Here is a 16,015-nt window from a genome sequence, read left to right as displayed (position 1 = left end):
CATCAGGATTTCATAGTACCCGTAGGGAAGAAGAACTAGGAAGTGCGGGAAGCATCAGGACTTCATAGTGCCCGTAGGGAAGAAAAACAAAAAAGCTTGGGAACTATCAGGTTCCCATAATGCCCGCGATCAAAGAAAAAGAATAGGTACGGGACCTATAAGCTGTGTATAGTTCCCGTATTCAAGCAACAAATGGTTCAAGCCAACCTCAACCATAAAAAAGTTTAACCTTGCTTTAATTTCCCCAAAGCCTCTACAGCCAAAAGCTGAAAATATTCAGATGCTGGTAGAAGGGCTGCCTCATCCACAACAAACTTCGGATGGTGTAAATCGAAAGGACCGCCTGACCCAATCATCACAAATGCACCTGGAAGCTTTTCCTGGTAAAAGGCAAAATCCTCGCCAATGGAACTGGCCTCAACTACTCTTGTCTTGTAGCCGGCTTTAGCCCCAACCTCAAGCGCAAAATCTGCCCATTCAGGCGCATTATCCACGGATGGTGGCCCCGGATGCCAAACAAGCTCTACCTTTGCATTAAACGTCACACCAATTCCGTGTGAAATTTGTTCCATGCGCTTCTGAATAAAAGCTCTCTGGGTCTTACTAAATGTCCGGACTGTTCCTTCCAGATAGGCAGTATCCGGAATTACATTCCATGTGGATCCGCTGTGAATTTGGGTAATGCTTACAACGGCCGTTTCCCTTGGTGGTACATTTCGGCTGATAATGGTTTGCAGACTGGAAATGATATGCCCGGTGATGATAATCGGATCATTTCCTTCTTCCGGTTTGGCTGCATGAGCCCCAGTTGAGGTAACATGAATTTCAAAGCGGTCGACTCCGGCAGTCAGAGCGCCATGCTTTGTCCCCAATTCACCAATTTTAAGTGTCGGATCATTATGGAGTCCGAAAATAACGTCCACATCATCTAATGCATGGGTATCGAGGATTGCTCTAGCACCATGGCCTGTTTCCTCCGCCGGTTGAAAAATCAGTCGAATCGTTCCGGCTAAGTTATTTTCTTCTTTTTTCAATAAAAAGGCAGTTCCTAAAATGACGGAGGTATGAAAATCATGCCCGCAGGCGTGCATTACGCCTTGACGTTTCGAGGTGAAGCTTACCTCGGATTGTTCCAAAATTGGCAATGCATCAATATCGCAGCGAAGCGCAATAGTTGGACCGGGTTGACTTCCTTTAATTTCAGCTACCACACCTGTTTTTAGCGGGAGGTTAAGAATGCTAATATCTTGAGATAGCAGCGCTTCTTTAATTTTTCTCGTCGTTTCAAATTCTTCATTTGACAATTCTGGTTCCAAATGAAGATTTCGTCTAAAGTTCACTAAATAATCCCCTATTTCCTTCACTTGCAAGGTGCTCATCTCCCTAACGAATTTAGGTACTATGGTAAGTATCTCAAGTAAAGAAGTCAATTAATCAAACCTCTGTAATTTCAGAATATTCGACCTGTATTGATTGACTTAAAAATAAAGAAAAGTCTAAAATAAATTAAACCTATTGAAAAACTTGAAATTACTTGAATCAAAACAGAGGTGTGCACTTTGTTTATAAAACAACCGTTGGATGAATTTTTAGGATTCCAATATGAAAGAGTCGACGAAAACAGGATAAAAGTAACTTTGCCCATTCAACCGTTATATGTAAACAGTGTTGGCGTTATACACGGAGGGATTATTTCCTCCCTCGCGGATGTAGCTATGTGCAATGTTATTGCTGCCAACGAAGATGGTACACAAAGGGTCGTGACAACCGATTTAAATGTTACTTTTTTAAAAGGAGCAAAGGGAGAATACCTTATTGCTCATGCTCATGTATTTAAGCAAGGCCGCACGCTTACCCATGCGGAATGTTCCATCTACGATGATCAAGAAAAATTAGTAGCCAAGGCAAAAGCAATTTTATTCAATAGTTGAGAGGTGCCTGACATGTCAAAAAGCGAAAACACTTCAGGAACTGTTACTGAAATAAGCTCCGATGGTTCTTTTAAACGTCAAAAAAATAGATTTATTACACCCTTTGGTACAAGCGAGGGTGAACTTCCAGTAGAAGCAGGACGATACCGGCTATTATGGTCGGCTGTCTGCCCTTGGGCCCATCGATCGGTGATTGTTCGAAGAGTACTAGGATTAGAGGAAGTTATTAGTTTGGGAACTGCAAGTCCAATGCGTCCAAAGCTTGCGCATGTGGACTGGGAATTTTCTTTGGATGAGAACGGTGTAGACCCAGTTTTAGGAATCCTCTACCTAAGTGAAATCTATAAAAAAACTGACCCCGATTATACGGGACGGCCAACGGTTCCTGTATTTGTTGATGTAAAGGAACAAAAGGTCGTTAACAATGATTATTTTAAACTAACAAACTATCTTGAAACTTCTTGGGCACCGTTTCATAAGGAAAATGCACCGAATTTGTATCCGGAACACTTACGTGAAGAGATTGATGCTCTAAACGACGTCATCTTCCATGAAGTGAACAATGGGGTGTATAAATGCGGCTTTGCCCAATCGCAGGAAGCCTATGAAGAGTCATATGATGTTCTTTTCGCCCGACTAGATGTCCTAGAGCAACGACTTGCGAAGCAGCGGTTTTTATTTGGCGATTATATTACGGACTCAGATGTTAGACTTTATGCAACGCTGGTCCGATTTGATTGTGCCTATTATTCAGCTTTCAAATGTAATCGAAATCGGATTGTGGATTTTCCAAATTTATGGGGCTACTTACGTGATTTATATCAGACACCTGGCTTTGGCGATACAACAGATTTTGATGCAATTAAGAGGCATTATCATTTATCAAACCATATCGCGAGTGATGACCAAAAAGGCCATAAAGGCATTTTGCCTAAAGGTCCAGATCTGTCAGGTCTATATTCCGAGCATAACCGCCATGAATTAAGCAGGAAGGAAGAAAAATTTTTAAGGGGATGATGGGCTATTGATTATACGTGAGGCACGATTGGAGGAATTGTCTTTTATTCGTGAACAGAGAGTCCTTGCTTACCAGGAGCATGCTGCCCGTATTCCTGAAGGCCATTGGAATGCGTTGAAACATGGAATTTCCTCAGAAGGGGATTTGCATCCAGGGGCGGTTCGGATTGTTGCCGAAAGGGATGGTGCAATTGTAGGCAGTGTGGTGTTATTCCCAGCAAAAACGGATGCTTACGAAGGGCTGTTGGTGGAGCTGGATTATCCCGAAATTCGAATGCTCGCTGTCACGCCGGAAGCCCGTGGTAAAGGTGTGGCGAAGTCGTTGATTTTAGAATGTATATCACGTGCAAAGACGCTTGGACATAGTGCAATTGGGCTCCATACCGGAGAATTTATGGAAAGTGCGATGCAGCTTTATGAAAATCTTGGTTTTGAAAGGCTGCCGGAATTCGATTTTGAGCCTGCAAATGACGGAATCATCGTCAAAGCGTACAGGCTTTCATTTTAAAAAAATCGTATCGCAGATAAAATTCCTCCGAAAGCAGATAAATGGTTGAGAATCGCAGATAAAAAGGTAATTACCGCAGATAAAATCGATTTTTTCGCAGATAACTCGTTTTTCGATGCTTCAAATTTGTGAAAAAGCAAGAGCGAAACCTCCGGCATTAACAATTATTTCATTTTATCCAGGGAAACATCAAACATCAAGCATAGAAAAACAGAAAAAATGACAGATAGGATAAGTGCCAGCAACGGTCTTTGATAATGAATCCGGAGCATTATGAACATAACAATTACGAATAATAGTGACCACAATAAGTTCCAGTTATGGTGATAGGTAATGGCACCCCATTTTATCGATAAAAATTCCAATATAACAAAAAGGACGACAAATAAAGAAATGTAAAGCACTTGGGAGGAGAGCCCTTTTCTAAAAGGATATTTTGAAAGGTAAATCCAGGTCGATAGTGGCATCCCTAGTAAAATAAGTAACAACATCGGTATCATCGCAAAAGGCAGCCCATTTGGCTCCATTTGCCATAGTTGATATTTATAGCATATGAGTTCGTATAAAGCATTTCCAAACGAAGCATACAGTAGTGTGGGATAATAGGGCTTCCAATTGCGGTCTGCTAACTTAAAGGCAGCGACAATCCAGATAATCGAGTAGGCAATTGCAATCATGAAGAACTCCTCAAAGTCGTTTTATCCTATAATTCCCAAAAGAGGATGTTGCATTCATCGTTTTAGACATTGCTAAAGTGAAAAGGGGAAGATTTTATGATTTTAGAAGCGGCTATGCTTCAAGTTAAACAAGGTAAACAGCAGGAATTCGAGGAGACTTTTCGCCAAGCCTCCAAAATAATATCCTCTATGGGTGGTTATATATCCCATGAGTTACAGCGCTGTCTGGAGGTTGACGGAAAATATTTGCTAACGGTGAAATGGGAGGCATTAGAAGACCATACTGTTGGATTTCGGCAATCAAATGAATATCAGGAATGGAAAAAGCTTTTACATCATTTTTATGATCCGTTCCCTACGGTTGAACATTTCGAAAAAGTGAATCTATCTTAAATTAAGGCTGTGTTAAACTTGGTTGTTGATTTCCGCTACAGGCACTTCGCTTTCCGTGGGCGGTTCGGCGAGCCTCCTCGTCGCTTCGCTTCTGCGGGGTCTCTCCTGTCCCGTACTCCCACAGGAGTCTTCGTGCCTTTCGCTCCAATCGACGCTTTTCAAAATCAATATTATCCTTTAACACAGACTAAATTAAAAAAGCAGTTCTACCTTATTAGAACTGCTTTTGATGTGCAATTATGCTTGTCGATACGATTTTGCAGCGTCGACCATTAGTACAATAGCCGTAACAATATGCATGATCATTCCGACAATTGGAATCCAAGCAATACAGGAAGTCACAATCCCGAGGATGCTCCCCGAAGCAGCACCGCCATCCTTTTTGGCTAAAACAAGAGTAATAATATGTAAAACAAGCATGATCCCTAGTGGTGTCCAAGCAAGACTTAAGACAATCGTTCCTCCTAGAATCGGAATTCCCAGTAATGCCTCTAAACCGCCCGTTACCCATTTAAGAACTTTGGAAGGTGACATTCTAAATCCCCCATAAATCTTTATTTATATATATAACATTGTTTATCCAATCTTATTCTGCCATTTTAATCTAAAGCTAGAAATTAATTTCCTTTTCAATGATCATAATTACCAAAAATGGAAACTAAGGTATAATATGCATATATAGAAATTAGGGGGGATTTTGGTGTCTAGCGGTCATTCCTTTTTTGCATCACAGGGCCTATTTGTCTTATTTAGCTTTTTGCCGATTATTGTTTATTTAGTGCTGATTGTACTAGGAATTCTTTTCGTCATTAAAGTTATTAAGTTTATGAATGAAAAAACAAAGTTAGATCGGGAAAGAAATGAAAAGCTTGATGAACTACTAAAGGCTATAAGTAAAAATAATGAAATTTAAATTATGATTACACAGGCTTGGAGATATCCAGGCTTTTTTATTTTTGATAAAATAGGCCAAACTCTTGCTGAATATAATTACCATGATACGTTTTTTCATCTTCTTATTGAAAGAAGGTATTTGGTGATGAAGAGCAAAATCCATCGTTGTAATTGCCGGAAAATTTGGTCCGTTCAAAACAGAAAATCTAGGGTTACCGCAAGTTCTGTTCTTCTCAATGGAACCTGGACCACTGAATTAAAACCGGAACGAAAATGTAACCCGAAAGGATTTGTGACAACCCAGAAAAGTGGAGAAATCATCTTTAATCCAACAAGTGATCTAGTGGAGCAATTTGTAAAAGTTGCAAAACTCCTGTACGACAAAGAGAATGTTCATTTTAATATCGACCAGGGGGAATACTTGTATTTTGCGGAGGATGGAACCTGTTATGTTCTTCGGAAAAAGAAAGAGGTGGGTGGTTGAAAGGAAGAGGCATCGGGGAAAATGACCGAGGCCTTTTCTTTTTATTTTCCCTCTTGCAAAACAATCAAAAATGCAATGGATATATATGCTAAAATAGTATAATGAATGGGAAGCTAATTGAGCATTCACCACTAATTTACGATCTGTCTGCCATTTCTATCAAATGTTTTTTCCTAAGAATATGGTAAAATTAGAGATGGGAATGGAGGGGGCATAATGTGATTACTTTCTACAAAATCATCGTTTTCATACATATATTTTCTGCCATAATCGGAATGGGACCAGGTTTTATTTTAACAACCGTGGTCAGAATGGGGAATACCATGACGGAGTTAAGGCATTCCTATAAAATTAGACATAAATTACATATTTTTGTGATGGTGGGCGGCACGTTATTGTTAATTACCGGATTGACCATGGGATTTCTTAATCCGGCGCTATTTCGGATGGGGTGGTATGTAACAAGCCTTATTCTCTTTTTAATTTCCTTGGCGATGGGCCCACTAGCGCTATCACCAAGATCGAAACCGATAAAAGCCCTATTGGAAACACATAAAGGCGAGGAAATCCCTGAAGAATATAAACGTTTAGCCAAAAGTCTTTTTCGGACTGAATATCTTGAAAATATCATTTTTATCATCATTATTTCGCTAATGATATTGAAACCGTTTTAAAAAAGTAGGGTGCCAGGAAAGTCCGGGCGCCCTTTCTTTTGATTTAGGACAAAAATCCTATAAATCTTCAATAACAATATAACCCGCTTTAACCGGCCCATGCACACCAACCACAAGCTTTGACTCGATGTCTGCGGAATTACTTGGCCCTGTAATAAAATTAATACAGGAAGCAATATGCTCTCCACGTTCTACTTTTTCCCGTATCATTCTTGCTGCTTGGGTCATTCTTGGAACAATTGTACTTTTGGGAATCAGGATAATCGAAGTGGTAGGTAAGAAGCTAACAGTCCGGCCCCTATCATTGCCGCTGAAAAGAACAGCTGTGCCGGATTCAGCAAGCGTAATATCACTTATCGTAATTCCTATATTAGCCCGTTCCGCCCGCTTAATATTTTCTTCTCCGATCGAAGAATCCCACTCTTGAAATTCAATCCCTTCCTCAGGCCATCTCTCATTAAACAAGGGAGATAATCCATATTCCTCAAAGCGGGGATCTTTCCACGACAAGATCGGCCCGCCGCCATAATTGGCGACCATTTTATTTATGGTTCCAGCTAATTTGATTTTATTAGTTATAACAATGTCTGTAAGGATGTTCCCACATTGTCGTTTCAAAACGTCCAATAACTCATCTGAACTTGCATCTTTTAATACCGCATCCTGAGGGGAGTATTTCCACTTTGGCCTTTCTACCCCCACGGTTACTAAATCTCTTCCTAGACGCCCAGCAATATTACTAAGAAATTCATCCCTATTTTGTATGGAACCCTTCATGATCTGTCCTCTCCTTTCGAACGGTTTTTAAACCAATCACGAAAGCGCTCTTTATTAGGCGCAGGAAATTCCCGAATTTCTGTCCATGCCTTTAATGGGCCCGGGCCTTTTGAGATTTTATCTCCGACAGTAAAGGGATTCATCATAGACGGTGCAAGTTTTGATCCTAATTTATAAAGAGAGGGGGAAGCGGCACCAAGTCCGAATGCTTTCATTACGAGTTTTTCTGAAATGGGTGCTCTTCCTTCTTTTTCGACGATGATTTGCCGATGTTTATGAAGCAATTCGTGTAACGGTATTTTTACCGGGCAGGCTTCCGTACAAGCCCCGCATAATGTCGATGCATAGGGAAGCTCTTTGTAGTCATCGTAACCGCCTAGTAATGGTGATAAAACCGCTCCGATTGGTCCGGAGTAAATAGAACCGTAAGAATGCCCCCCGACATGACGGTATACAGGACAAACATTCACACAAGCTGCACAGCGGATGCATTGGAGAATTGAATGGAACTCACCGCCAAGAATATCTGCCCGGCCATTATCAACAATCACTAAATGAAACTCGTCCGGTCCATCGGCATCGCCTTCATCTCTTGGTCCCGATAACACGGTAACATAGCTTGTCAGCTTTTGGCCGACGGCGCTTCTTGTTAGCAGGCTAACAAGGACATCCAACTCTTCATGAGTTGGTACAAGCCTTTCCATTCCCATCACTGTAATTTGGGTTTTTGGTAGAGCTGTTACCAAATCCGCATTTCCTTCATTTGTTACTAAGCAGATGGAACCTGTTTCTGCAATGGCAAAATTACAGCCAGTAATGCCGATATCAGCGGTTAAATATTCGTTGCGGAGTGTTTCACGGGCATGCAAGGCCATCTCTTCAGGCTTGTCTGACTTTTGATAGTTTAATTTTTTCACAAAAACTTCCCTGATTTGCTCTTTATTTTTATGCATGGCAGGGCCGACGATATGGGAGGGAAGATCATGGTCATCCAATTGCAGTATATATTCTCCTAAATCGGTTTCAATGACCTCACAGCCTGCACTTTCTAAGCAGGCATTCAAATTAATTTCTTCTGTAACCATTGATTTGGACTTAACAACCTTTTTACCTTGTTTCGTTTCAACTATTCTACGAATATATTGATTTGCGTCATCCGCTGTTTTTGCAAAATAGACATGGCCGCCTCTGCTTGCGACATTTTCACTTAATTGATATAAATAAAAATCCAGGTTTTCTAGCACGTGTTTACGGATTTCTTCACCGTGTGAACGCCATTCCTCCCAGTTGCCAAGCTCTTCCGCCGCCATTAGCTTCCTTGAACTTAAGTTATCCTGAGCACTGGATACTGCACCTCTCATAAACGCGTTGTTAATTCCGGCATCTACCCGATGATTAAAAGCTTCCGTTCCAATTTTCATCGGCATAATTCTTCCCCCCTAATAATGAGCTGATTTTTATAATTTATCTAAATATTCTTATTATAACTAAATAGATTACCATAATTAATTGAGTATGTATACGAGGCCAGTATATTGCCCTATAAGGGTCAACACACATAAGAAAGGGAAAAGAAAAGCTGTTTCATTGCCCGATGAGGGTCAACAAACATGAAAAAGGGAAAAGAAAGACTGTTTCATTGCCCGATTAGGGTCAACAAACAGGAAAAAGGGAAAAGAAAGACTGTTTCATTGCCTGATGAGGAAGCCGTTCTTCCAAAAATGAACAAGTAAAAAGATTGAAAGTTAATTGGATCAAATAACGGAACAAAAATAGTTTAACTTACCAGAACTCGACTGAGATAGTCGAGTTATTAAAATCCCCCATTATTTAGGTGTCTCTTTTAAAGTAACCTTCTTTACTTGCTCTGTTTGGTTGTTAAACTCAATATCGATAAAAACCCCAAATTCCTTTCCATTTTCTTTTAACCAAAGCTTGAATTTTTCCGTAGAAGTTGTGGGGCCACTGATTCTGCCAATATGAAGGTAGTCAATAATTTGTGCCTTCGGATACTTTTCTTTTGTCTTCTTCATCGCAAAAACTCCCCACTTCGCATAGGGAGGAATAGGCTTCCGTTGTGCGTATGCTGTATTCAATAAATTTCTTGGAACAATGATTTCTGAGCAAAAAACAACTGACAAGGCCAAACTAATAAGTAGCTTTTTCAAGGATTTTCCCTCTTTTGTTTTTAATGTTATTTTTCCATATGAAGTAAAAACTTATGTAAATCTCAGCGATTTAGTATAGAGTTTTGACTCATAGTGCTTAAATAGTATATTGCTGCGGCAAATTGAAAGAGCACACAAAAATGTGTGCTCTAAAGGTTTTTTGTTATCTTTTTTTCTTTTTAGAATTATCTACAACTGCCGCAAGCTTGTTTTTATTAACGGTTTCCAAAACAATTTGCACCTGGAACTTTTGCTCATCCACGCTAGTAACACTCGAAACCTTTCCTTTACGGCCTTTAATTTTTAAATCCTCGCCAACCGATGGAACACGTTGAAGAAGCTGCGTTAATAAAAGATTTTTGTTTTCAAAAAAATAAACAACAAACATTTTACTCTCTCCTATTTCATATGATTTTGGGTATTCTTCATATAAAATATTTTAGAAAGATTCAATTTAGACCATATTTTAAAATGAGCTTGATTTTTATAATGGAATGGATGAGAAATAATAAAGAGCCTGAGGATTACCTCAAGCTCTTATTACAACCCTATTTTATATTAAAACCACAATCTTTTATTATAATCATAATCGGGGATATCGAAATTCTCTTCAATTTCTTTATTTGGGATGTTTTCTTCACAAGGTTCTTCAGACTGATTGTATACACGTAGTTCAAATAAAAGTTCCATTGTTTCTATCCCCTCTCCTATTTATATTTTTATTTTAATGGAAGCGGTTCCATTTGTCAGGTGGTTTTTACTGGAAAAATAAGAAATGGTATTTTTGTCTCAATTCATTAATTTTTTATCATGAGAAGAAAAGAAAAAAATGAGATAAATCATTCATTATAAAGGACCATTTCAAAGGGGTTCTTTTTATAAACCCATTTTTTGTTAAAATGGAGGATAAAAATGGAATAGTGTCGAATATAAGTTTACTAGAATAATTTTTGATTCGTGTTTAATTAGGAAGGGAGCTAGATCAAATGGGTAGTAAATACTCATTAGGAGCCTGTTTTATCATTATCGGGTTAGCTTTTATGTTGTATAGTCCAAACATTGCAGAGGAATGGACTGATTATATTAAATATCCAGAGGATGGAACTTTTTATTATTATGATTATATGTCGCGTTCAATTGTCATCACCTTAATAGGTTTTAGTGTTCAATTAACCGGCATATTAGTTATATTGTTTTCGTATTTTTCAAAAAGATCAAGGCGTTAAAAATTGTAGGACAAACTTTTGAAATAAATAGTATGATTAGGTGGATGGGGATGTATTGGAAATTAAGAATACCTTTATTGTTTCTTGTCATTGGGATTTTGGGTGGTCTTAGGGATCGGTTTCCTGATCTGTTTTTTGAAGGTTCCCCGATCTGGGTTAGATTTTTATTTAATTTATTATTATACCTAGCTATCTTTTGGATTTTAGAAAAAACAAAAATAGCCGAAAAGAAAATTCATTTTGCCATTGGAATCTTGTTCGTCCTTCTAGGAATGGAATTTAAAACAGGCTTAATCCAAAAATAAATAGAACAATCCTCTAAAGGAAGTGCACATTTTGTCTAAAAATCAACTCCATTCAAGTAATCACAGCATTAGTCCAGAGATTCTCCGTTCTGACTGCAGCAATTGTTTTGGTTTGTGCTGCGTTGCCTTACCGTTCGCAGCCTCAGCAGACTTTGCAGTAGGAAAAGAAGGCGGCTGTCCTTGCTCGAATCTTCAAGCGGATTTTCGCTGCGGTATCCATAAAGATTTAAGGAAAATGGGCTTTAAAGGCTGCACGGTATATGAATGCTTTGGTGCTGGTCAAAAGGTTTCTCAAATTACTTTTGAAGGGAACGACTGGCGCGAGAATCCTCAATCTGCGAAACAAATGTTTGATGTGTTTCCAGTGATGCAGCAGCTTCATGAGATGCTCTTGTATTTAAACGAAGCGCTAATGTTAAAGGAAACTCATTCCATCCACAAAGAGCTCAAATCCATGCTTCAGAAAACAGAGGAGCTTACCTTTCTTGATCCCGAATCTCTAATGGAACTAGATTTGCCTGCACATCGGGCAGAGGTAAATGTGTTGCTCCTTAAGACTAGTGAACTAGTACGTACTGAGTCAGGGGGCAAGAAGAACGGATCGAAAAGCTCTCGAAAAACCTACGGTCGGGGAGCTGATTTGTTTGGAGCAAATCTTCGAAAGGTTAATCTCCAAGGTGCGAATTTAAGAGGAGCATGTCTCATTGCAGCAAATCTTAAGGATGCCGATTTAAGAGGGTCGGATCTGATTGGTGCGGACTTCCGCGACGCAGATATTAGTGGAGCTAACTTAATCGGAACGATATTTCTCACGCAGGCTCAAATCAACGCAGCAAAGGGCGATGTAAACACAAAATTACCGCAAACACTTACCCGCCCAGCCCATTGGCTTACTAAAGAAAATAAATAAGAGACAGAGATTATTTAAGGGAGTATACAATGCCGATTTATTATTTTACTTTTGACGCCATACCCTTAGCAGAAAATCCCGAAAAAAAGGAATGTGCCGGTGCAGTTGTCTGTTGCTGGGTGGATTCAATTGATGTTAACTTCGCATTAGCAAAAGCAAAAAACTACATAACCAATGAAGGCTGGGAAGTAATTACGGTAGAGGAACAGTTTATTGCTACTCGTGAACAGTATGAAGATGATTCTGAAAATGAGGATGCACTTGAGTGTTATGATGAAGCAGCTAGCGAGGGTGTCTCTGCTATCTTTTATATTTGGCCGTATGATGATTAAACTAAAACGTAAAGGGCACCAAGTGATAATGGCTTGGTGCCCCTGTTGCATTGTAATAAGGTGGAACTTTAATCTAAAAGCCATATCAAGTAAAATATTTAAAGCTTTCTGCCAAATAAAACGACAAAATTATAGTATTTATAGATGCAATCAACATCTTGAAAACCGCTAGCTTTCAACCATTTGATTTGTTCCCCAAGCGCAGCCATTTTATCAAGCTTTGTTCGGTCATAAGCAGCCTCAATTTCTTGCTTCGTTAAACCGCTTTTTTCGATTTTGTTTTTCCAGTCATTTTTGTATAGCGACTCAATAAATGGTGTATTCCCCAGCACTTGATCCGCGTTTATGAAAATCCCGCCCTCTTTTAACAAAAAGAAAATTCTATCATATAATTTTTGTTTCTCTTCATCTGAAAGATGGTGGATGGAAAGGGATGAGATTACGACATCAAACTTCTCTTCAAACCTATAGTTAGTATAATCTGCAACAATGTAGCGGATATCCTGGTGGCAGCTAAAACGCTCCCTTGAAACATCCATCATTTTTTCTGATAAATCAATCAATGTCATACGGGCATTTGGATATTTTTCTTTTAGAAAAAAAGAAAATAGTCCTGTTCCTGCACCAATGTCCAGAACGGATGGGGCTTCAGTTTTAGTCTGAATGATTGAAACGGGAATGGAGTAGAAGTCATCAAAACATGGAATTAACTTTCTTCTTTGATGATCATAATTCAGTGCATTTTCGTCAAATTTTCTTTTAATCCTATTTGTTGTCTCGTTCAATCTAATCAGCCCCTTTTGAATGTAACTTAATATGAATTATAAAAGAGTTCCTATATAATGAAAATTAACAAATTTCAATAAAATCAATAACCCTTCGTTATTAAATAAAGGACTGTAAGTGAAATGGATATAAAGTGGTTAAAAACATTTATCCTAGCGGCTAAATATGAAAATTTCCGGAAAGCAGCGGAGGAATTATTTTTGACACAACCAGCTGTTACCAAGCACATAAAGAGGTTGGAGGAGTATTTGCACATTTCTTTATTTGTACGGACAGGGAAAAATGTCACTCTTACTTCGGCAGGTTCTAGGTTCCTCTCGTCTGCCCTCAAAATTTTGAATAGATATGACGATGAGATGGAGGAATTCGAAGGATGGAAACAAGGATACAATCGTAAACTGACGATTGCGGTGGCCCCTCAAATCGCTGCATCTGTTCTCCCAATATTTTTGCGGACTTTTATCGAACAACACCCGGATATTGAGGTGATCATCAATGTTGTTCGTTCTTTTGAGATTGGTGAAGATATAAGCCTTGGCAAAGCTGACATTGGGTTATCAAGGATGAAACCGATTCAAACAGATCTGTTTTATGAAATTATTCATCGTGATCCAGTAATTATGGTGGCTCCAAATCTGGAGGGAAAAGAACAGGAACAGACGCATATAAATGAGGAGAACGTTCTTCAGCAATTCAGGTTATTAACCGATAACCATCCAGCCTATTGGGACACGCTACTGTCAGAGATTAAAAGATACTATCCAAGAATTCGGACAATCCCTGTTACTCAAATGGAAATTACCAAGCGGTTTATCGAAACGGGACTGGGTATTTCCTATTTACCGTTATCGATTGTTCAGGAAGAATTAAAAAATGGAAAAATGGTTGAGATAAAACCGGATAAAATCAATCTTCCTGATTCTTTTACCTATGTCATCACGAAACGAGAAACGCCGGAAGCAGGGGAATTTAGCTCCTCAATTAGGTACTGGATGAGGGAATTTGAGAAAAAATAGAGAAGTTTTAAAGATTGAAAATTAAAGGATTTAGATAGAGAATAAAACCAAAAGGAAAGGTGTATTAAAAGGCATCGTGCAATGCGATGCCTTTTTTACTCCACAGCGAAGGTAAAGGTTTCTTTTAATGGCCTGCCTTCTTGGCCCTTTTGTGTCCAAATCACTTCTACCTCTAATTCTGTAGCTTTATCAGTCAAAGGAAAATTTTCAAAACGAAAAGGTTTACCCTTATTCAATTGTTTGGCTAAAGAGATTGCCTGTTCAAAGCGGCCTTCGGTGCACTCTTCCCCATCAGGGCATCCAAAAAGAGAGAACTTTGTCGTGGAATTTGGTTCATTCCGATACATAAACACTTCCACTGAATTTACCTTTTTACCAATGTTATGGACCTCTAAAGAATAAGTATTAAACTTTCCCTTTTTGGATTTAGCCAGTCCCTTGCCATGCCCGGGAACTGCTACTTCCACGGACCATTGCATCGATGAATGTTTGATTGGTAATTTATTGAAGCTCAGCGCCTCTGTCTCTAAAGCGATTGAGATAAGGAATAAAAGAATTAACGCAAAGGTGGTAAGTTTTGTTTTCATATTTCAAATTTCCCCCAACATTTAGTCAGTCGGGATTATTTTTCCCAAAATAAAATGGAATATGAAATGTTTTTTATTGATAGAAGGGAGAATAACTGTGAATAATGGTTGAAATCGAGTAATCTATAAACTTTGTTCTCCATTTATGATAAACTATTCAATTCAGACAGTGGCATTGTAGGCTTATGTTCCCATATAATCAATACTAAAAATGCTTTGTTATCAGGAGGATTTATGTCAAAAAAGACGATTGTGTTTACTGGTGGAGGCTCAGCCGGCCACGTAACACCTAATATTGCTATCATTAAGGAGATCGGTAATGACTGGAATATTCAATATATTGGTTCGAAAAATGGGATTGAAAAAGAGTTAATTTCAAAAATCAATATCCCTTATCACGGAATAAGCAGCGGGAAGCTAAGAAGATACATAGATGTTGAAAATGTAATGGATGTTTTTCGTGTATTAAAAGGCTGTCTCGATGCGAGGAAGGCTTTGAAAAAGATAAAACCGAATCTTGTTTTTTCTAAAGGCGGGTTTGTATCCGTGCCGGTTATCATCGCTGCTAGGTCATTAAAAATTCCAATTTTTATCCATGAAAGTGATATTACCCCAGGCTTGGCCAATAAAATTTCACAAAGGTTTGCAACCAAAATCTTTACTTCATTTGAAGAAACTAAAAAGTATTTTCCGGCACAAAAGACTTCCGTGATCGGGTCGCCGATTCGAAGAGAAATTTTTAAAGGTTCAGAGGAAAAGGGCAGAAGGTTTCTCGGATTTCATGATAACCGGCCGATTTTGACAATTATGGGTGGAAGTTTGGGGGCGAAAAAAATTAATGAGGCTGTAAGAGGGGCTCTAAAAAAGCTTGCCGCTGAGTACCAAATTGTGCATTTATGTGGAAAAAATAATATGGATTCGAGTTATTCATCTGTGCCAGGGTATAAGCAATTTGAATATATACATGATGAGCTGCCTGATATTCTAGCTGCTACGGATTTAGTTATAACTAGAGGCGGTTCCAATTCCATTTTTGAATTTCTAGCTTTAAAAATCCCGATGCTTATTATCCCTTTAGGTCTAGAACAAAGCCGCGGGGATCAAATTTTAAATGCCAAAGCCTTCGAAGGAGAAGGGTACTCTATAACGTTAAAGGAAGAAAACTTAACGATGGAAACTTTCGTTGATCAGTTGGAGACTTTGCAGAAAAAAAGTGGAGAAATCCGCAGGAATATGGAACAGTCAAAAATGGGGGATGCATTGCAGACTCTTGTGAACGAAATTAACGGACTGAGCTCATGAAAAAAGTAGGCGATTCTTCGATTGTGGA

The 16,015-nt window shown here is 38.9% G+C and carries 25 protein-coding genes; 14 read left to right on the top strand and 11 right to left on the bottom strand.

The genetic code is table 11. From position 1 onward, the window contains the following. Positions 1 to 224 precede the first annotated feature (224 nt). Positions 225 to 1,379 (bottom strand): amidohydrolase, encoded by a 1,155-nt coding sequence (locus E2K98_RS18095; protein ID WP_133336784.1) that lies wholly within the window; start codon positions 1,377 to 1,379, stop codon positions 225 to 227. A gap of 171 nt (positions 1,380 to 1,550) precedes the next feature. Between E2K98_RS18095 and E2K98_RS18090 the strand changes: the two genes are divergently transcribed. From E2K98_RS18090 to E2K98_RS18080, 3 genes are read left to right on the top strand one after another with little or no spacing between them, the layout of a single operon-like run. After that, positions 1,551 to 1,931 carry a PaaI family thioesterase gene (locus E2K98_RS18090; RefSeq protein WP_372512577.1) on the top strand — a complete coding sequence of 127 codons (381 nt, stop codon included), beginning with the start codon at positions 1,551 to 1,553 and terminating at the stop codon, positions 1,929 to 1,931. A 12-nt stretch (positions 1,932 to 1,943) separates the two neighbouring features. Beyond that, complete coding sequence (locus tag E2K98_RS18085) at positions 1,944 to 2,948, top strand: glutathione S-transferase family protein (protein ID WP_133336559.1); 1,005 nt, start codon at positions 1,944 to 1,946, stop codon at positions 2,946 to 2,948. Positions 2,949 to 2,955: 7 nt separating this feature from the next. Next, positions 2,956 to 3,456: a GNAT family N-acetyltransferase gene (locus tag E2K98_RS18080; RefSeq protein WP_133336557.1), complete on the top strand. Its 501-nt coding sequence runs from the start codon at positions 2,956 to 2,958 to the stop codon at positions 3,454 to 3,456. Here the strand turns inward: E2K98_RS18080 and E2K98_RS31060 are convergent. Both E2K98_RS31060 and E2K98_RS18075 read right to left on the bottom strand, forming a co-directional pair. Next, complete coding sequence (locus E2K98_RS31060) at positions 3,453 to 3,596, bottom strand: hypothetical protein (protein WP_165976315.1); 144 nt, start codon at positions 3,594 to 3,596, stop codon at positions 3,453 to 3,455. The genes E2K98_RS18080 and E2K98_RS31060 overlap by 4 nt on opposite strands. Before the next feature lie 24 nt (positions 3,597 to 3,620). Continuing rightward, complete coding sequence (locus tag E2K98_RS18075) at positions 3,621 to 4,133, bottom strand: CBO0543 family protein (RefSeq protein WP_133336555.1); 513 nt, start codon at positions 4,131 to 4,133, stop codon at positions 3,621 to 3,623. Between the two features lie 96 nt (positions 4,134 to 4,229). Between E2K98_RS18075 and E2K98_RS18070 the strand changes: the two genes are divergently transcribed. Then, complete coding sequence (locus tag E2K98_RS18070; RefSeq protein WP_133336553.1) at positions 4,230 to 4,526, top strand: antibiotic biosynthesis monooxygenase family protein; 297 nt, start codon at positions 4,230 to 4,232, stop codon at positions 4,524 to 4,526. A 237-nt stretch (positions 4,527 to 4,763) separates the two neighbouring features. Here E2K98_RS18070 and E2K98_RS18065 read toward each other — a convergent pair whose 3' ends face one another. Further along, positions 4,764 to 5,060 carry a hypothetical protein gene (locus E2K98_RS18065; protein WP_133336551.1) on the bottom strand — a complete coding sequence of 99 codons (297 nt, stop codon included), beginning with the start codon at positions 5,058 to 5,060 and terminating at the stop codon, positions 4,764 to 4,766. Positions 5,061 to 5,226: 166 nt separating this feature from the next. On the opposite strand from E2K98_RS18065, the gene E2K98_RS18060 reads away from it, so the two are divergent. From E2K98_RS18060 to E2K98_RS18050, 3 genes are all read left to right on the top strand, one after another. Then, entirely contained in the window at positions 5,227 to 5,439 is a 213-nt protein-coding gene (locus E2K98_RS18060; RefSeq protein ID WP_133336549.1) for a hypothetical protein, read from the top strand. A gap of 126 nt (positions 5,440 to 5,565) precedes the next feature. Continuing rightward, the gene (locus tag E2K98_RS18055; RefSeq protein ID WP_133336547.1) at positions 5,566 to 5,904 is read left to right on the top strand and encodes a hypothetical protein; all 339 of its coding nucleotides are present in this window, start codon (positions 5,566 to 5,568) and stop codon (positions 5,902 to 5,904) included. Between the two features lie 218 nt (positions 5,905 to 6,122). Then, on the top strand, positions 6,123 to 6,578 hold the full coding sequence (locus E2K98_RS18050; protein ID WP_133336545.1) for a DUF2269 family protein: 456 nt from the start codon (positions 6,123 to 6,125) through the stop codon (positions 6,576 to 6,578). 57 nt (positions 6,579 to 6,635) lie between these two features. Here E2K98_RS18050 and E2K98_RS18045 read toward each other — a convergent pair whose 3' ends face one another. Then, a complete protein-coding gene (locus tag E2K98_RS18045) occupies positions 6,636 to 7,355 on the bottom strand; it encodes a LutC/YkgG family protein (protein ID WP_133336543.1) in 720 nt (239 codons plus the stop codon). After that, a complete protein-coding gene (locus E2K98_RS18040; protein WP_133336541.1) occupies positions 7,352 to 8,782 on the bottom strand; it encodes a LutB/LldF family L-lactate oxidation iron-sulfur protein in 1,431 nt (476 codons plus the stop codon). Before E2K98_RS18040 ends, E2K98_RS18045 begins: the two co-directional genes overlap by 4 nt. 183 nt (positions 8,783 to 8,965) lie before the next feature. Here E2K98_RS18040 and E2K98_RS32095 point away from each other — a divergent pair, with 183 nt between their 5' ends. Beyond that, positions 8,966 to 9,088 carry a hypothetical protein gene (locus E2K98_RS32095; RefSeq protein ID WP_268884111.1) on the top strand — a complete coding sequence of 41 codons (123 nt, stop codon included), beginning with the start codon at positions 8,966 to 8,968 and terminating at the stop codon, positions 9,086 to 9,088. 93 nt (positions 9,089 to 9,181) lie between these two features. On the opposite strand, the gene E2K98_RS18035 is transcribed toward E2K98_RS32095, so the two are convergent. The 3 genes from E2K98_RS18035 to E2K98_RS32090 form a co-directional block, all read right to left on the bottom strand. Next, the gene (locus E2K98_RS18035; protein WP_133336539.1) at positions 9,182 to 9,523 is read right to left on the bottom strand and encodes a DUF3889 domain-containing protein; all 342 of its coding nucleotides are present in this window, start codon (positions 9,521 to 9,523) and stop codon (positions 9,182 to 9,184) included. 163 nt (positions 9,524 to 9,686) lie between these two features. Next, positions 9,687 to 9,911, bottom strand: a complete 225-nt coding sequence (locus E2K98_RS18030) for a hypothetical protein (RefSeq protein WP_133336537.1) — start codon at positions 9,909 to 9,911, stop codon at positions 9,687 to 9,689. A gap of 170 nt (positions 9,912 to 10,081) precedes the next feature. Beyond that, positions 10,082 to 10,213, bottom strand: coding sequence for a hypothetical protein (locus E2K98_RS32090; protein ID WP_268884110.1), 132 nt, complete (start codon positions 10,211 to 10,213; stop codon positions 10,082 to 10,084). Between the two features lie 296 nt (positions 10,214 to 10,509). Here E2K98_RS32090 and E2K98_RS18025 point away from each other — a divergent pair, with 296 nt between their 5' ends. The 4 genes from E2K98_RS18025 to E2K98_RS18010 are packed head-to-tail and all read left to right on the top strand — an operon-like array spanning position 10,510 to position 12,296. Continuing rightward, a complete protein-coding gene (locus tag E2K98_RS18025) occupies positions 10,510 to 10,749 on the top strand; it encodes a hypothetical protein (RefSeq protein WP_133336535.1) in 240 nt (79 codons plus the stop codon). Positions 10,750 to 10,799: 50 nt separating this feature from the next. Beyond that, entirely contained in the window at positions 10,800 to 11,054 is a 255-nt protein-coding gene (locus tag E2K98_RS18020; RefSeq protein ID WP_133336533.1) for a hypothetical protein, read from the top strand. A gap of 28 nt (positions 11,055 to 11,082) precedes the next feature. Next, positions 11,083 to 11,964 (top strand): pentapeptide repeat-containing protein, encoded by an 882-nt coding sequence (locus E2K98_RS18015; protein ID WP_372512746.1) that lies wholly within the window; start codon positions 11,083 to 11,085, stop codon positions 11,962 to 11,964. A 29-nt stretch (positions 11,965 to 11,993) separates the two neighbouring features. Continuing rightward, positions 11,994 to 12,296 carry a hypothetical protein gene (locus tag E2K98_RS18010; protein ID WP_133336529.1) on the top strand — a complete coding sequence of 101 codons (303 nt, stop codon included), beginning with the start codon at positions 11,994 to 11,996 and terminating at the stop codon, positions 12,294 to 12,296. 98 nt (positions 12,297 to 12,394) lie between these two features. On the opposite strand, the gene E2K98_RS18005 is transcribed toward E2K98_RS18010, so the two are convergent. Further along, positions 12,395 to 13,081, bottom strand: coding sequence for a class I SAM-dependent methyltransferase (locus E2K98_RS18005; protein ID WP_235824846.1), 687 nt, complete (start codon positions 13,079 to 13,081; stop codon positions 12,395 to 12,397). A gap of 123 nt (positions 13,082 to 13,204) precedes the next feature. Between E2K98_RS18005 and E2K98_RS18000 the strand changes: the two genes are divergently transcribed. Then, positions 13,205 to 14,098: a LysR family transcriptional regulator gene (locus tag E2K98_RS18000; RefSeq protein WP_133336525.1), complete on the top strand. Its 894-nt coding sequence runs from the start codon at positions 13,205 to 13,207 to the stop codon at positions 14,096 to 14,098. A gap of 95 nt (positions 14,099 to 14,193) precedes the next feature. Here E2K98_RS18000 and E2K98_RS17995 read toward each other — a convergent pair whose 3' ends face one another. Further along, complete coding sequence (locus tag E2K98_RS17995; protein ID WP_133336523.1) at positions 14,194 to 14,685, bottom strand: hypothetical protein; 492 nt, start codon at positions 14,683 to 14,685, stop codon at positions 14,194 to 14,196. 234 nt (positions 14,686 to 14,919) lie between these two features. On the opposite strand from E2K98_RS17995, the gene E2K98_RS17990 reads away from it, so the two are divergent. Then, positions 14,920 to 15,987 (top strand): undecaprenyldiphospho-muramoylpentapeptide beta-N-acetylglucosaminyltransferase, encoded by a 1,068-nt coding sequence (locus E2K98_RS17990; protein WP_133336520.1) that lies wholly within the window; start codon positions 14,920 to 14,922, stop codon positions 15,985 to 15,987. Positions 15,988 to 16,015 lie beyond the last annotated feature (28 nt).

It is taken from the genome of Bacillus salipaludis (genome assembly GCF_004358205.1).
The sequence above is the reverse complement of the archived record's forward strand: the minus strand, read 5'-3'. Positions and strand labels throughout refer to the sequence as shown.

Coding starts and splice junctions, on each gene's coding strand:
- E2K98_RS18095 (WP_133336784.1), bottom strand. CDS start 1,379: ATGAGCACCTTGCAAGTGAAGGAAATAGGGGATTATTTAGTGAACTTT.
- E2K98_RS18085 (WP_133336559.1), top strand. CDS start 1,944: ATGTCAAAAAGCGAAAACACTTCAGGAACTGTTACTGAAATAAGCTCC.
- E2K98_RS18075 (WP_133336555.1), bottom strand. CDS start 4,133: ATGATTGCAATTGCCTACTCGATTATCTGGATTGTCGCTGCCTTTAAG.
- E2K98_RS18070 (WP_133336553.1), top strand. CDS start 4,230: ATGATTTTAGAAGCGGCTATGCTTCAAGTTAAACAAGGTAAACAGCAG.
- E2K98_RS18065 (WP_133336551.1), bottom strand. CDS start 5,060: ATGTCACCTTCCAAAGTTCTTAAATGGGTAACGGGCGGTTTAGAGGCA.
- E2K98_RS18055 (WP_133336547.1), top strand. CDS start 5,566: ATGAAGAGCAAAATCCATCGTTGTAATTGCCGGAAAATTTGGTCCGTT.
- E2K98_RS18045 (WP_133336543.1), bottom strand. CDS start 7,355: ATGAAGGGTTCCATACAAAATAGGGATGAATTTCTTAGTAATATTGCT.
- E2K98_RS18040 (WP_133336541.1), bottom strand. CDS start 8,782: ATGCCGATGAAAATTGGAACGGAAGCTTTTAATCATCGGGTAGATGCC.
- E2K98_RS32095 (WP_268884111.1), top strand. CDS start 8,966: ATGAAAAAGGGAAAAGAAAGACTGTTTCATTGCCCGATTAGGGTCAAC.
- E2K98_RS18030 (WP_133336537.1), bottom strand. CDS start 9,911: ATGTTTGTTGTTTATTTTTTTGAAAACAAAAATCTTTTATTAACGCAG.
- E2K98_RS32090 (WP_268884110.1), bottom strand. CDS start 10,213: ATGGAACTTTTATTTGAACTACGTGTATACAATCAGTCTGAAGAACCT.
- E2K98_RS18025 (WP_133336535.1), top strand. CDS start 10,510: ATGGGTAGTAAATACTCATTAGGAGCCTGTTTTATCATTATCGGGTTA.
- E2K98_RS18020 (WP_133336533.1), top strand. CDS start 10,800: ATGTATTGGAAATTAAGAATACCTTTATTGTTTCTTGTCATTGGGATT.
- E2K98_RS18010 (WP_133336529.1), top strand. CDS start 11,994: ATGCCGATTTATTATTTTACTTTTGACGCCATACCCTTAGCAGAAAAT.
- E2K98_RS18000 (WP_133336525.1), top strand. CDS start 13,205: ATGGATATAAAGTGGTTAAAAACATTTATCCTAGCGGCTAAATATGAA.
- E2K98_RS17995 (WP_133336523.1), bottom strand. CDS start 14,685: ATGAAAACAAAACTTACCACCTTTGCGTTAATTCTTTTATTCCTTATC.
- E2K98_RS17990 (WP_133336520.1), top strand. CDS start 14,920: ATGTCAAAAAAGACGATTGTGTTTACTGGTGGAGGCTCAGCCGGCCAC.